This window comes from Streptomyces sp. NBC_01210 (assembly GCF_036010325.1).
In the GTDB taxonomy this organism is placed as follows: Bacteria; Actinomycetota; Actinomycetes; order Streptomycetales; family Streptomycetaceae; genus Streptomyces.
Genome location: NZ_CP108549.1, coordinates 1,475,511 through 1,490,624, shown reverse-complemented (window position 1 = coordinate 1,490,624; position 15,114 = coordinate 1,475,511). Strand labels below are relative to the sequence as shown.

The following is a 15,114-nucleotide window of genomic DNA, read 5'->3' as shown; positions in this document are numbered from 1 at the left end:
AGAAAACCGCACTACCCCCCGTACGTGGCCTCGGACTCACCCAGCACCGCCGCGAAGTCCGAGGCCAGCCTCCCCGCCTCCGCCGGCTCCAGCTCCGCCGTCGTGATCCTTACGCCCGGCCCCGAGGCGATCCGGAACCTCGCCCCTGCCGCGACCCACCAGCCCCTGGACCGCAGCCCGTTGACGACTGCGGACTCGTCGCGCACCGGCACCCACACATTCATACCGCTCACACCATGTGCGTCGACACCATGTGAGTCCAGCGCGGCCACCAGGGCCGCTCGCCGCTCCCCGTAGGCCGTCCGCGCCCGTCCCACCTGTGTCATCGTGTCCCGATCGGTCATCAGCCCGAGCACGGTCCGCTGCAGCAGATGACTGATCCAGCCGGATGTCAGCAGCAGCCGGCCGTCGTGCCGCGCCAGCGTCGTCGGATCGCAGGCGGCCGCGGCCCACCGCAGATCAGTCCCCAGATACTTGGTGACGGTCCGGACATGCGCCCAGCGTGAAAGGTCTCCCGCGGTAAGAGAGTTGAGCGGCGCGCCCGAGATGTCCGAGGCGTGGTCGTTCTCGATCACCAGTACCTTGGGCGAGTCCCGCAGTACGTCCACGAGCGCGTCGCGCCGCCCGGCCGAGAAGCAGCCACCGTACGGATTCTGTGCCCGCGGACTGGATACGACGGCCCGTGCCCCCGCCCGCAGCGCCGCGTCCAGCGCCTCCGGCCGCATGCCCTCGTCATCCACCGCCACCGCCACCGACCGCAGCCCCAACGCCTGTAGCAGATCGAGCAGATGGTGGTAGCCCGGATCCTCCATCGCCACCGCATCGCCCGGCCGCAGCTCGGTGGAGAGCAGCCGCGCCACACAGTCGAGCGCCCCGTGCGCGAAGGTGATGTCCTCGACCGGCACCCCTTCGTCGCCGATCCAGGCCCGGACCGCGTGCTCCAGCTCCGGCAGCCTGGGGGCCGAACGGTGCGAACGGGCCCCGGGGGAGAGGCGCGCGGGCGGCATCAGGTCCGGCAGGAAGGCCGGATCGGGGTGCCCGCCGGCCAGATCCCGCAGCCCCTCGGGCACCTTCGGCGGCCGCCGGGAAGCCACTGCCGGCGCCGCGGCGACCACCGTCCCGCCCCGTCCGCGCGTCACCACGACGCCGCGTCGACGGAGCTCCTTGTACGCCGTCGCGACCGTCCCGGCACTGACCCCGAGATCGTCGGCGAGCCGCCGGACAGGCGGCAGGGCGTCCCCGGGCCCCAAACCCCCGTCCGCCACGGCCCGTTCGACGGACGCGGCAATCCCCTTGGCGGTCGTACCCTCGATCGAATATTGTGCTGCCACGTAACTAACTATGTATCAATACATAACTCACGTCAAGGGGGAACCGGTGAGCCTGCTCCACCGCCGGGCCGCACTCAAAGACCGCATCCCAGGAGGCCGCGACGGTCGTCGCATGCTTGGCATCACCCTGGTCGACAAGACGGGCAACGGCCTCTGGACCGCCACACAGGCGCTCTACTTCACCTACGTCACCGGCCTGTCCATCGCTGAGGTGGGTCTCCTCATCTCGGTCTCCGCCGGTATCGGCATCGCCGGCGCGCCGATCGCAGGCCGTATCGCCGACCGGCTGCCCATCACCCGCGTCCTCATCGCCGCCCAACTCCTGCGCGCCACCGCGGGCCTCGCCCTGCTCACCACCGGCCACTTCGCACTGCTGCTGGTCATCGCAGCCTTCGGCAGTCTCGGCGACCGCGCGGCCAACGTCCTCACCAAGCTCTACGCCGCCCGCATCGCCGGCTCCGAGCGCGTCCGCTACCAGGCCGTGAACCGCACCGTCGGCAACACCGGCTTCGCCATCGGCGGCCTTGCCGCTGCGGCCGCCCTCGGCATCGGCACCACCGCCGCGTACCAGTCACTCCTCGTGGGCAACGCGCTCACCTCCCTGTGCGCCGCCCTCCTGACCCTGCGCTGCGGCGAGCCCCCCGCCCCGTCGCGCGTCGTCACGGGATCCGGCAACACGACCGCCGCCGCAAAGCCCGCCAACCCCTGGCGCGACCGCACCTATCTCCTCTACGTGGCCAGTGAAGCGGTGCTCTTCCTCGACGACGCGGTCTTCATGGTCGGGCTGCCGCTCTGGATCGTGCACGCCACCGAAGCCCCGCACGGCCTGGCCCCACTGCTGCTCGTCCTGAACAACGTGATGGTGGTGGCCCTCCAGATCCCCCTCGCCCGATTCGGCGCCACCACACAGGCCGCCCGGCGGCTGCTCGGACCGCTCGCGGTCGCCTTCGCGGCCGGCACCCTTGCCATGAGTGTGTCCGTGGCGGACAGCCGCTGGCTCGCGATCACCGCACTTGTGATCGCCGCCGCCGCACTCACGCTGGCGGAGATCCTCCACGCCACCATCTCCTGGGAACTCTCCGTCGCTCTCGCCCCCGACGAGGCACAGGGCGCCTACCTCGGAGTGCACGGAGTGGCCGCATCGGCCCAGCGCAGCGCCGGCCCGCTGATCGTCACCGGAGCCATCGCGGCAGGCCCCGCAGGCTGGGCACTGCTGGGTGCCGGACTGGTGGCCACCTGCTTCGCCCAGAGCCGGCTCGTACGGAACCACCTGCCCGACCCCGCATTGTCAGTGCCGCCAGTTACGGTGAGTCACCAGTAGTCAACAGTGCTCAGGGGGAGAGATGGCGAACATCAAGCAGTCCAAGCAGTCCAGGCAGTCCAGGCAGTCCAGGCGGCCCAAGCGGTCAACGCGGTCCACACATCAGCGGTCCAGGAACAACGCATCCATGCGGCGCACCCTGCGCCGCGAAGTCCCCGGCACCGTAGGCCTGCTGGCCGACGAGCAGGACTTCACCGCGATGCGCCGCTACCGCACCTTCACCTTCGACGACCACGCGAGCTACCTCCGGCAGGTCGACGACCTGCTCAGAACCCTCGCCTCCCGGCAACTGCACACCACCGTCGCCCTCTTCGACCCCGAGGACTTCACGGAGTACTGCGCGGAAGCGGGCCTCGATCCCGACGCGGCCATGAGCCGCTCCCGCTACACCGCGGAAATCGCCGGCCGCGGCGCCACCGTCCCGTACACCGGCCAGCCCCTCGACAGCCTGCTGCCCCAGCTCATCAACAAGGCAGTCCGCCAGGCCACTTGGGAGTACGCCACGATGCTCCTCGCCGACCTCGGAGAGTGCGCCGACTGTGGCCAGGACATCGGCCGGGCCGCCTTCGACCGGGCCTCCCGCATCCTGATGCGACTGCTCGAGGAGGCCGGACCCGGCACACACCACCTCGTCTGCAGCGTCCCCGCTCCCAACGAACAACTCCTCGCCGTCCTGCACGCCGAAGGAGCCACAGCGGCCCCCGCCCACCTGGACGCCTCCGAGGGCGCGGAGTTCGTCACCGTCCTCGCGGCAGGCATCGCCCTCGAGAGCCCTGGCGGAGTAGTCCTTCGTACAAGTGCGCCCGGTGCCCCGGACCACCTCCACGGCTGGCGGCTCCACCAGGGCCGACTCCTCCCGCTCACCGCCGGCGAGGTCTTCAGCGCCTACTGCACCGACGCCACCACCGGCGAACCACTGTCCCCGGAGCCCGGGGTGGAGTACTGCGCGGGCTTCGACATCACCACCGACGACCCGGGGAACCATCACTGAACGCGCAAGGGGCTCCCTGCCGTCCCCGGCAGGAAGCCCCTTCGGCATCCGTCTGCTGAAACCTGCCTACTGATCCACCGACTACTCGCCGGAGAGCACCGCCCGGGCGGCCACGCGGGCCTCCTCGGCGGTGTCCGTGGCACGGGCCGCGGCGGCAGCCCGCTCGCACTGGGCGAGCGTGTACTTCGCCAGCGTCGCCCGCACATACGGAATCGACGCCGCACCCATGGACAGCGAGGTCACACCGAGACCGGTGAGCACACACGCGAGCAGCGGATCGGAGGCGGCTTCACCACACACACCACAGCTCTTGCCCTCGGCCTTCGCGGCCTCGGCCGACAGCGCCACCAGATCCAGCAGCGCCGGCTGCCACGGATCCTGCAGCCGTGACACCGCACCCACCTGACGGTCGGCGGCGAAGGTGTACTGCGCGAGGTCATTGGTCCCCAGCGAAAGGAACTCGACCTCCTGCAGGATCGAACGCGCCCGCAGCGCGGCGGACGGAATCTCCACCATCGCACCGAACTTCGCCCGCAGCCCGGCCTCGCGGCACGCGTCCGCGAACGCCTTGGCGTCCGTGCGATCGGCCACCATCGGCGCCATCACCTCGAGGTACACCGGCAGCCCCTCGGCGGCCTTGGCCAGCGCCGTCAGCTGCGTCCGCAGAACCTCCGGGTGGTCCAGCAGACTGCGCAGCCCGCGCACACCCAACGCCGGGTTCGGCTCGTCGGCCGGAGTCAGGAAGTCGAGCGGCTTGTCCGCACCGGCGTCCAGTACGCGCACGACCACCCGGCCCTCGGGGAATGCCTCGAGCACCTTGCGGTACGCCTCGACCTGCTTCTCCTCGGACGGCGCCTGCTTGCTGTCGTCGAGGAAGAGGAACTCCGTACGGAACAACCCGACACCCTCGGCACCGGCCTCCACTGCGGCCGGCACATCGGCGGGTCCGACGACATTGGCCAGCAGCGGCACCTTGTGCCCGTCCGATGTCGCCCCCGGCCCGCTGGTAGCGGCAAGGGCGGCCTTCCGCTCCGCCGCGGCCCGCTCCATCTCGGCGCGCTTCTCGTCGCTCGGCTCGACGAAGATCTCGCCCGTGCTGCCGTCGACCGCGATCAACGTGCCCTCGGCCAGCTCACAGGCGCCCGGCAGCGCCACCACGGCGGGAACTCCGAGCGCCCGCGCCAGAATGGCGCTGTGACTCGTCGGTCCGCCCTCTTCGGTCACGAACCCGAGCACCAACGCCGGGTCGAGCAGCGCGGTGTCCGCCGGCGCGAGATCCCGCGCGATCAGTACATACGGCTCGTCGCTGTCCGGCACACCCGGCATCGGCACGCCGAGCAGCCGAGCGACGATCCGGTTCCGTACGTCATCGAGGTCCGCGACCCGTCCGGCCAGGTACTCACCAGCACCCGCCAGCAGCGCGCGGTACGCGGCGAGCGCGTCGTACACCGCGCGCTCGGCAGTGCTGCCGACGGCGATGCGCCGATCCACGTCTGCCATGAGCTCCGGGTCCTGCGCCATCATGGCCTGCGCCTCGAGCACAGCCTGCGCCTCGCCACCTGCCAGATTGCCCCGAGCAATCAGGTCGGCGGCCACAGCTTCCACGGCCTTGCGAGCGCGCCCCTGTTCGCGCTCCGCGTCCTCCGCCGGAATCTGCTTGGCCGGCGGTTCCAGGACCGCCGTGCCCATGTGCCGAACCTCGCCGATCGCCACACCGTGGCTCACGCCGACGCCTCGCAGCGTTGTCTGCATTTCACCCGTCTCCGATTGAGCGACGGCAGCTGCCGTCGCGATGGATGTCCAACTGACGCCGCCACCGCGGCGTCGGCGTCACTGCCAGCCGAAGAGGGTGTCGCCGGCCTTCACGTCGCCGTCCTCGCGGACGTCGGAGAGGGAGTCGGCCGTGGCCTCGAGCGCCACGATCGGACAGATGGCGGACTTCCCGGCAGCCTCGACGGCCGACGGGTCCCAGCGCACCACGGACTGTCCGCGCTGAACAGTGTCGCCCTTGTTGACGAGCAGCTCGAAGCCCTGGCCGTTGAGCTGAACAGTGTCGATGCCGAGGTGCGTCAGCACTCCGTGACCCTGATCGTCGACGACGACGAAGGCGTGCGGGTGCAGGGAGATGATGACGCCGTCAACGGGGGCGACGACCTCCGACGGCTCACGCACGGGGTCAATAGCAGTACCGGGGCCGACCATCGCACCGGAGAACACCGGGTCAGGCACAGCCGCGAGTCCGATGGCACGTCCAGCAAGAGGGGACGTCACTGTGGTCATGGAGCCTCCCAGGGGCGGAGATTCGTACGGCGTCGTCACTGCCTGTCCTGGACGACGCACTGTTCAGAAGGGTAAGTCACAAGAAGTCCTAGTTCCGCGTGAGAGCTACCAGTTGGCGGACCTAGGTGCGCACCGGAAACGATTTGCCTCGTCTCCCGGCGACCGGTAGTGTCGAACCCCTGCCTGACCCCAACGCGACGTTGAGTCGGGGGTCGGCAGCAGCTATCAAGCCGAGATTCTAACTGGTCTAAACCTCTGCATGTCCGCAGGGCGGTGGTCAGGAAGAGCGAAAGAGCCTGATAGAGTTTGGAAACACCGAAGGGAAGCGCCCGGAGGACCCCATGAAAAGGGTCTGAAGGAAGCGTCCGTTCCTTGAGAACTCAACAGCGTGCCAAAAGTCAACGCCAGATATGTTGATACCCCGGCCTGTTTCGGCAGGTTCGAGGTTCCTTTGAAAGTCCTGCTGCTGCTCTGCAGTGGCAGGCAATGACACAGCGAGGACGCTGTGAACAGTCGGTCTTATTCCGACCGGCTGTTCCGCTCTAAGTGGTGTTGATCCCGCGCTTTTAATTAAGCACAGTCGGGAAGACATTCATGGAGAGTTTGATCCTGGCTCAGGACGAACGCTGGCGGCGTGCTTAACACATGCAAGTCGAACGATGAAGCCCTTCGGGGTGGATTAGTGGCGAACGGGTGAGTAACACGTGGGCAATCTGCCCTTCACTCTGGGACAAGCCCTGGAAACGGGGTCTAATACCGGATAACACTCCTCCCTGCATGGGGAGGGGTTGAAAGCTCCGGCGGTGAAGGATGAGCCCGCGGCCTATCAGCTTGTTGGTGGGGTGATGGCCTACCAAGGCGACGACGGGTAGCCGGCCTGAGAGGGCGACCGGCCACACTGGGACTGAGACACGGCCCAGACTCCTACGGGAGGCAGCAGTGGGGAATATTGCACAATGGGCGAAAGCCTGATGCAGCGACGCCGCGTGAGGGATGACGGCCTTCGGGTTGTAAACCTCTTTCAGCAGGGAAGAAGCGAAAGTGACGGTACCTGCAGAAGAAGCGCCGGCTAACTACGTGCCAGCAGCCGCGGTAATACGTAGGGCGCAAGCGTTGTCCGGAATTATTGGGCGTAAAGAGCTCGTAGGCGGCTTGTCACGTCGGATGTGAAAGCCCGGGGCTTAACCCCGGGTCTGCATTCGATACGGGCTAGCTAGAGTGTGGTAGGGGAGATCGGAATTCCTGGTGTAGCGGTGAAATGCGCAGATATCAGGAGGAACACCGGTGGCGAAGGCGGATCTCTGGGCCATTACTGACGCTGAGGAGCGAAAGCGTGGGGAGCGAACAGGATTAGATACCCTGGTAGTCCACGCCGTAAACGTTGGGAACTAGGTGTTGGCGACATTCCACGTCGTCGGTGCCGCAGCTAACGCATTAAGTTCCCCGCCTGGGGAGTACGGCCGCAAGGCTAAAACTCAAAGGAATTGACGGGGGCCCGCACAAGCAGCGGAGCATGTGGCTTAATTCGACGCAACGCGAAGAACCTTACCAAGGCTTGACATATACCGGAAAGCATCAGAGATGGTGCCCCCCTTGTGGTCGGTATACAGGTGGTGCATGGCTGTCGTCAGCTCGTGTCGTGAGATGTTGGGTTAAGTCCCGCAACGAGCGCAACCCTTGTTCTGTGTTGCCAGCATGCCCTTCGGGGTGATGGGGACTCACAGGAGACTGCCGGGGTCAACTCGGAGGAAGGTGGGGACGACGTCAAGTCATCATGCCCCTTATGTCTTGGGCTGCACACGTGCTACAATGGCCGGTACAATGAGCTGCGATGCCGCGAGGCGGAGCGAATCTCAAAAAGCCGGTCTCAGTTCGGATTGGGGTCTGCAACTCGACCCCATGAAGTCGGAGTTGCTAGTAATCGCAGATCAGCATTGCTGCGGTGAATACGTTCCCGGGCCTTGTACACACCGCCCGTCACGTCACGAAAGTCGGTAACACCCGAAGCCGGTGGCCCAACCCCTTGTGGGAGGGAGCTGTCGAAGGTGGGACTGGCGATTGGGACGAAGTCGTAACAAGGTAGCCGTACCGGAAGGTGCGGCTGGATCACCTCCTTTCTAAGGAGCATCTAGATTCCGCAAGGAATCCAGAGCCACTACGTCGGCAAATGTCCGACGGTGGTCAGCTCATGGGTGGAACGTTGACTATTCGGCACGGTTTGCTGGCTTCACTAGTACTGCTTCGGCGTGGAACGTGAGAGTTGGTGGGTCGTGCCGGGCGCGCTGTTGGGTATCTGAGGGTGCGAGCGTGAGCTCGCCCTTCGCGATGCCGGCCCCAGTGAACTCGCTCGTGAGAGCGGGGTGGTGGGTGGCTGGTCGTTGTTTGAGAACTGCACAGTGGACGCGAGCATCTGTGGCCAAGTTTTTAAGGGCGCACGGTGGATGCCTTGGCACCAGGAACCGATGAAGGACGTGGGAGGCCACGATAGTCCCCGGGGAGCCGTCAACCAGGCTTTGATCCGGGGGTTTCCGAATGGGGAAACCCGGCAGTCGTCATGGGCTGTCACCCACTGCTGAACACATAGGCAGTGTGGAGGGAACGAGGGGAAGTGAAACATCTCAGTACCCTCAGGAAGAGAAAACAACCGTGATTCCGGGAGTAGTGGCGAGCGAAACCGGATGAGGCTAAACCGTATGCGTGTGATACCCGGCAGGGGTTGCGCATACGGGGTTGTGGGATCGCACTTCAACAGTCTGCCGGCTGTTGGGCGAGTCAGAAACCGTTGATGTAGGCGAAGGACATGCGAAAGGTCCGGCGTAGAGGGTAAGACCCCCGTAGCTGAAACATCAGCGGCTTGCTTGTGCGACACCCAAGTAGCACGGGGCCCGAGAAATCCCGTGTGAATCTGGCGGGACCACCCGCTAAGCCTAAATATTCCCTGGTGACCGATAGCGGATAGTACCGTGAGGGAATGGTGAAAAGTACCGCGGGAGCGGAGTGAAATAGTACCTGAAACCGTGTGCCTACAAGCCGTGGGAGCGTCGCTGTGTGTGCTTGCACATGCAGTCGTGACTGCGTGCCTTTTGAAGAATGAGCCTGCGAGTTTGCGGTGTGTTGCGAGGTTAACCCGTGTGGGGAAGCCGTAGCGAAAGCGAGTCCGAACAGGGCGATTCAGTAGCGCGCTCAAGACCCGAAGCGGAGTGATCTAGCCATGGGCAGGTTGAAGCGGAGGTAAGACTTCGTGGAGGACCGAACCCACCAGGGTTGAAAACCTGGGGGATGACCTGTGGTTAGGGGTGAAAGGCCAATCAAACTCCGTGATAGCTGGTTCTCCCCGAAATGCATTTAGGTGCAGCGTCGTGTGTTTCTTGCCGGAGGTAGAGCACTGGATAGGCGATGGGCCCTACCGGGTTACTGACCTTAGCCAAACTCCGAATGCCGGTAAGTGAGAGCGCGGCAGTGAGACTGTGGGGGATAAGCTCCATGGTCGAGAGGGAAACAGCCCAGAGCATCGACTAAGGCCCCTAAGCGTACGCTAAGTGGGAAAGGATGTGGAGTCGCAGAGACAACCAGGAGGTTGGCTTAGAAGCAGCCACCCTTGAAAGAGTGCGTAATAGCTCACTGGTCAAGTGATTCCGCGCCGACAATGTAGCGGGGCTCAAGCGTACCGCCGAAGTCGTGTCATTGCAGCAATAGGGCCAACGCCCGCTGTGATGGGTAGGGGAGCGTCGTGTGCCGGGTGAAGCCGCCGCGTAAGCGAGTGGTGGACGGTTCACGAGTGAGAATGCAGGCATGAGTAGCGATACACACGTGAGAAACGTGTGCGCCGATTGACTAAGGGTTCCTGGGTCAAGCTGATCTGCCCAGGGTAAGTCGGGACCTAAGGCGAGGCCGACAGGCGTAGTCGATGGACAACCGGTTGATATTCCGGTACCCGCTTTGAAACGCCCAGTATCGAGCCCATTAATGCTAAGGCCGTGAAGCCGCCCTGATCTCTTCGGAGTTGAGGGGAGTGGTGGAGCCGCCGGCCCAAGGTGGTAGTAGGTAAGCGATGGGGTGACGCAGGAAGGTAGTCCAGCCCGGGCGGTGGTTGTCCCGGGGTAAGGGTGTAGGCCGTGTGATAGGCAAATCCGTCACACGTTAAGGCTGAGACCTGATGCCGAGCCGATTGTGGTGAAGTGGATGATCCTATGCTGTCGAGAAAAGCCTCTAGCGAGTTTCATGGCGGCCCGTACCCTAAACCGACTCAGGTGGTCAGGTAGAGAATACCGAGGCGTTCGGGTGAACTATGGTTAAGGAACTCGGCAAAATGCCCCCGTAACTTCGGGAGAAGGGGGGCCATCACCGGTGACGGCATTTACTGCCAGAGCTGGGGGTGGCCGCAGAGACCAGCGAGAAGCGACTGTTTACTAAAAACACAGGTCCGTGCGAAGCCGTAAGGCGATGTATACGGACTGACGCCTGCCCGGTGCTGGAACGTTAAGGGGACCGGTTAGTCACATTTCGGTGTGGCGAAGCTGAGAACTTAAGCGCCAGTAAACGGCGGTGGTAACTATAACCATCCTAAGGTAGCGAAATTCCTTGTCGGGTAAGTTCCGACCTGCACGAATGGCGTAACGACTTCTCGACTGTCTCAACCATAGGCCCGGTGAAATTGCACTACGAGTAAAGATGCTCGTTTCGCGCAGCAGGACGGAAAGACCCCGGGACCTTTACTACAGTTTGATATTGGTGTTCGGTTCGGCTTGTGTAGGATAGGTGGGAGACTGTGAACTCTGGACGCCAGTTCAGGGGGAGTCATCGTTGAAATACCACTCTGGTCGTGCTGGATGTCTAACCTGGGTCCGTGATCCGGATCAGGGACAGTGTCTGATGGGTAGTTTAACTGGGGCGGTTGCCTCCCAAAGGGTAACGGAGGCGCCCAAAGGTTCCCTCAGCCTGGTTGGCAATCAGGTGTTGAGTGTAAGTGCACAAGGGAGCTTGACTGTGAGACCGACGGGTCGAGCAGGGACGAAAGTCGGGACTAGTGATCCGGCGGTGGCTTGTGGAAGCGCCGTCGCTCAACGGATAAAAGGTACCCCGGGGATAACAGGCTGATCTTCCCCAAGAGTCCATATCGACGGGATGGTTTGGCACCTCGATGTCGGCTCGTCGCATCCTGGGGCTGGAGTCGGTCCCAAGGGTTGGGCTGTTCGCCCATTAAAGCGGTACGCGAGCTGGGTTTAGAACGTCGTGAGACAGTTCGGTCCCTATCCGCTGCGCGCGCAGGAGTCTTGAGAAGGGCTGTCCCTAGTACGAGAGGACCGGGACGGACGAACCTCTGGTGTGCCAGTTGTCCTGCCAAGGGCATGGCTGGTTGGCTACGTTCGGAAAGGATAACCGCTGAAAGCATCTAAGCGGGAAGCCTGCTTCGAGATGAGGACTCCCACCCCCTTGAGGGGTTAAGGCTCCCAGTAGACGACTGGGTTGATAGGCCAGATGTGGAAGCCGGGCAACCGGTGAAGCTGACTGGTACTAATAGGCCGAGGGCTTGTCCTCAGTTGCTCGCGTCCACTGTGTTAGTTCTGAAGCAACGAACTGTCGAGTCCCCTGTGGGGATTCCGGGTCGTACATCTTCATAGAGTTTCGGTGGTCATAGCGTTAGGGAAACGCCCGGTTACATTCCGAACCCGGAAGCTAAGCCTTTCAGCGCCGATGGTACTGCAGGGGGGACCCTGTGGGAGAGTAGGAAGCCGCCGAACAATCATTGTGGGAAAGCCCCGCACCGTTATGGTGCGGGGCTTTTCTGCGTTCAGGGACAGCGGTCCCACCCCCTGTGTACGAGCAGGCCCGTGGCTGAGGGTAGGGTCAGGGGGCATCGTTGGCACATTCCGCACAGGAGGCCCCCGGGTGGAGGTCCAGGAGACCCGCGTTCAGACGGACCGGGTACTCACCATCCCCAACATCCTCAGCATGGCGCGTCTCCTTGGCGTGCCACTCTTCCTGTGGCTGATTCTTCGCCCCGAGTTCGGGGGCCCCAAGAGTGATGGCTGGGCATTGCTGGTGCTGATGCTCAGTGGCGTCAGCGACTATCTCGACGGCAAGCTTGCCCGCCGATGGAACCAGATCAGCACCCTCGGTCGGATTCTGGATCCGGCCGCTGACCGTCTCTACATCCTCTCCACCCTCGTCGGGCTGACCTGGCGGGAGATCCTGCCCATCTGGCTCACCGCGGCCCTAGTGGCGCGGGAACTGATGCTGCTCGTGATGGTGGGTATCCTCCGCCGGCACGGCTATCCGCCCCCCCAGGTGAACTTCCTGGGCAAAGCAGCTACCTTCAACCTGATGTACGCCTTCCCGTTGCTGCTCCTCAGCGACGACAAGGGGTGGCTTGCGTCACTGGCTGCTATTTTCGGATGGGCGTTCGCGGGATGGGGTACAACTCTGTATTGGTGGGCAGGGATCCTGTATGTGGTCCAGGTCCGCCGCCTCGTCAAGGCGGATGCAGTGGCCGATTGACCTCGTCGATGCGGTGCCGTGCAGTGTTGCTGGCCGCGCATGACGCCAGAAGCGCCTATTTGGACGGGTGAAGTCGGCTAGACCGTCGTCTCTTCAAGGAGGACGCTTCCGACATGAAGGCCGTCGTGATGGCCGGTGGCGAAGGAACTCGACTTCGCCCTATGACCTCGAGTATGCCCAAGCCGCTCCTGCCAGTGGTCAATCGGCCGATCATGGAGCATGTGCTGCGGTTGCTCAAGCGGCATGGGCTCAATGAGACCGTCGTAACCGTGCAGTTTCTCGCCTCACTCGTCAAGAACTACTTCGGCGACGGCGAAGAACTCGGGATGGAGCTCACCTATGCCAATGAGGAGAAGCCACTCGGCACTGCGGGGAGCGTGAAGAACGCCGAGGAGGCGCTGAAGGACGATACGTTCCTCGTCATCTCCGGTGATGCGCTGACCGACTTCGACCTCACCGATCTGATCTCCTTCCACAAGGAGAAGGGCGGACTGGTCACGGTGTGTCTGACCCGGGTGCCGAACCCCCTGGAATTCGGTATCACCATCGTGGACGAAGGGGGAAAGGTCGAGCGCTTTCTGGAGAAGCCGACCTGGGGACAGGTTTTCTCGGACACCGTCAACACGGGCATCTACGTCATGGAGCCCGAGGTATTCGACTACGTCGAGGCCGATGTTTCCGTGGACTGGTCCGGCGATGTGTTCCCACAGCTCATGAAGGAAGGCAAGCCGATCTACGGCTATATCGCCGAGGGCTACTGGGAGGACGTGGGCACGCACGAAAGCTATGTAAAGGCACAGGCCGATGTCCTCGAGGGCAAGGTCGATGTGGAGATCGACGGGTTCGAGATCTCGCCGGGTGTCTGGGTCGCGGAAGGCGCGGAAGTGCACCCGGACGCCGTGCTGCGCGGTCCGCTGTACATCGGTGACTACGCCAAGGTCGAAGCCGAAGCGGAGATCCGCGAGCACACCGTGGTCGGGTCCAACGTGGTCGTCAAGAGTGGCGCCTTTCTCCATAGGGCCGTGATCCACGACAACGTGTACATCGGGGAGCACTGCAACCTTCGGGGCTGCGTGATCGGCAAGAACACCGACATCATGCGTGCCGCGCGCATCGAGGACGGTGCCGTGATCGGTGATGAGTGCCTCGTGGGCGAAGAATCGATCATCCAGGGCAATGTGCGGGTCTACCCGTTCAAGACCATCGAGGCGGGCGCGTTCGTCAACACCTCGGTCATCTGGGAGTCGCGAGGTCAGGCGCATCTCTTCGGGGCTCGTGGCGTCACCGGAATCCTCAATGTGGAAATCACCCCCGAGCTGGCGGTGCGGCTGGCAGGTGCGTACGCCACCACCCTCAAGAAGGGGGCGACCGTCACCACGGCGCGTGACCACTCCCGAGGTGCCCGCGCGCTGAAGCGGGCCGTGATCTCGGCGCTGCAGACCAGCGCCATCGACGTACGAGATCTGGAGAACGTGCCACTGCCGGTCGCGCGTCAGCAGACCGCGCGCGGCAGCGCCGGCGGCATCATGATCCGTACCTCGCCGGGCGTGCCGGACTCCGTGGACATCATGTTCATCGACGAGCGCGGGGCGGACCTCTCACAGGCCGGGCAGCGGAAGCTGGACCGCGTGTACGCGCGCCAGGAGTACCGGCGTGCGTTCCCTGGCGAGATCGGGGATCTGCACTTCCCGTCCAGTGTCTTCGACTCGTACACCGGCTCACTGCTGCGCAATGTCGACACCTCGGGCATCGCCGAATCGGGGCTCAAGGTCGTCATTGACGCGTCCAACGGCAGCGCCGGACTTGTGCTGCCCAACCTGCTCGGACGGCTCGGCGTGGACGCCCTGACGATCAACCCCGGGCTCGACGAGTCCCGGCCCACCGAAACGGCGGACACCCGCCGGTCCGGGTTGGTACGGCTGGGCGAGATCGTGGCCTCCGCACGGGCAGCCTTCGGAGTGCGCTTCGACCCCGTGGGCGAGCGTCTGTCCCTCGTCGACGAACGCGGAAAGATCGTCGAGGACGATCGGGCACTGCTGGTGCTGCTCGACCTGGTCGCGGCCGAACGGCGCAGCGGGCGGGTGGCTCTGCCGGTGACGACCACCAGGATCGCCGAGCAGGTGGCGGCCTACCACGGCACACAGGTGGAGTGGACGACCACATCGCCCGACGATCTGACGCGTGTGTGCCGGGAAGAGACCACCATCTTCGGCGGAGACGGCCGCGGTGGCTTCATCGTTCCGGAGTTCAGCAGTGTCTTCGACGGCTTCGCGGCCTTCGTACGGCTGGTCGGCCTGGTGGCTCGTACACAGCTCACGCTGAGCCAGATCGATGCCCGGATTCCGCGGGCGCATGTGCTGCGGCGCGATCTGGCGACACCGTGGGCGGTCAAGGGGCTGGTGATGCGACGCGTCGTCGAGGCGGCCGGCGACCGGGACGTCGATACGACCGACGGGGTGCGGGTCGTCGAGCCCGATGGCCGCTGGGTCATGGTGCTTCCCGACCCCGCGGAGGCCGTCACTCATTTGTGGGCCGAGGGCCCGGACGACGCCTCGGCGCAGGCGCTGCTCGACGAGTGGGCCACTGTCGTGGACAGCGCGGGTCTCTAACGTGGGGCTGGTGTGTCGGAGGTTGCCTGTGGACGGCTTCCGGCACACCGGTGGGGCCATTCGGCGGTAGCGGCTGCGACGTGC

At 64.4% G+C, this 15,114-nt stretch carries 7 protein-coding genes and 3 rRNA genes; 7 read left to right on the top strand and 3 right to left on the bottom strand.

The features are described from left to right. Window positions 1-11: 11 nt before the first annotated feature. A complete protein-coding gene (locus tag OG735_RS06595) occupies window positions 12-1,331 on the bottom strand; it encodes an aminotransferase class I/II-fold pyridoxal phosphate-dependent enzyme (RefSeq protein ID WP_327322187.1) in 1,320 nt (439 codons plus the stop codon). Between the two features lie 112 nt (window positions 1,332-1,443). Here OG735_RS06595 and OG735_RS06590 point away from each other — a divergent pair, with 112 nt between their 5' ends. Together OG735_RS06590 and OG735_RS06585 are read left to right on the top strand one after the other, a co-directional pair. Continuing rightward, on the top strand, window positions 1,444-2,652 hold the full coding sequence (locus OG735_RS06590; protein WP_327322186.1) for an MFS transporter: 1,209 nt from the start codon (window positions 1,444-1,446) through the stop codon (window positions 2,650-2,652). Window positions 2,653-2,779: 127 nt separating this feature from the next. Further along, window positions 2,780-3,643, top strand: coding sequence for a hypothetical protein (locus OG735_RS06585; protein ID WP_327322185.1), 864 nt, complete (start codon window positions 2,780-2,782; stop codon window positions 3,641-3,643). 81 nt (window positions 3,644-3,724) lie between these two features. Here OG735_RS06585 and ptsP read toward each other — a convergent pair whose 3' ends face one another. Further along, the gene (gene ptsP, locus OG735_RS06580) at window positions 3,725-5,395 is read right to left on the bottom strand and encodes a phosphoenolpyruvate--protein phosphotransferase (protein WP_327322184.1); all 1,671 of its coding nucleotides are present in this window, start codon (window positions 5,393-5,395) and stop codon (window positions 3,725-3,727) included. Between the two features lie 78 nt (window positions 5,396-5,473). Beyond that, window positions 5,474-5,923, bottom strand: coding sequence for a PTS sugar transporter subunit IIA (locus OG735_RS06575; protein ID WP_327322183.1), 450 nt, complete (start codon window positions 5,921-5,923; stop codon window positions 5,474-5,476). 591 nt (window positions 5,924-6,514) lie between these two features. Here OG735_RS06575 and OG735_RS06570 point away from each other — a divergent pair. The 5 genes from OG735_RS06570 to OG735_RS06550 all read left to right on the top strand — a co-directional run bounded on the left by OG735_RS06570 (window position 6,515) and on the right by OG735_RS06550 (window position 15,030). Continuing rightward, window positions 6,515-8,040: ribosomal RNA gene (locus OG735_RS06570) — 16S ribosomal RNA — on the top strand. Window positions 8,041-8,337: 297 nt separating this feature from the next. Then, window positions 8,338-11,461: ribosomal RNA gene (locus tag OG735_RS06565) — 23S ribosomal RNA — on the top strand. Window positions 11,462-11,547: 86 nt separating this feature from the next. Further along, window positions 11,548-11,664, top strand: a 5S ribosomal RNA gene (gene rrf / locus OG735_RS06560). The 16S, 23S and 5S rRNA genes sit together here, the layout of an rRNA operon. 148 nt (window positions 11,665-11,812) lie before the next feature. Continuing rightward, entirely contained in the window at window positions 11,813-12,421 is a 609-nt protein-coding gene (locus tag OG735_RS06555) for a CDP-alcohol phosphatidyltransferase family protein (protein WP_327322182.1), read from the top strand. 113 nt (window positions 12,422-12,534) lie between these two features. Then, window positions 12,535-15,030: a mannose-1-phosphate guanyltransferase gene (locus OG735_RS06550; protein ID WP_327322181.1), complete on the top strand. Its 2,496-nt coding sequence runs from the start codon at window positions 12,535-12,537 to the stop codon at window positions 15,028-15,030. The last annotated feature ends 84 nt before the right edge of the window (window positions 15,031-15,114 follow it).

Bases quoted from the DNA above. Each gene is read 5' to 3' on its own strand.
- OG735_RS06550 (WP_327322181.1), top strand. From the start codon at position 12,535: ATGAAGGCCGTCGTGATGGCCGGTGGCGAAGGAACTCGACTTCGCCCT.
- OG735_RS06585 (WP_327322185.1), top strand. From the start codon at position 2,780: ATGCGGCGCACCCTGCGCCGCGAAGTCCCCGGCACCGTAGGCCTGCTG.
- OG735_RS06575 (WP_327322183.1), bottom strand. From the start codon at position 5,923: ATGACCACAGTGACGTCCCCTCTTGCTGGACGTGCCATCGGACTCGCG.
- ptsP (WP_327322184.1), bottom strand. From the start codon at position 5,395: ATGCAGACAACGCTGCGAGGCGTCGGCGTGAGCCACGGTGTGGCGATC.
- OG735_RS06590 (WP_327322186.1), top strand. From the start codon at position 1,444: ATGCTTGGCATCACCCTGGTCGACAAGACGGGCAACGGCCTCTGGACC.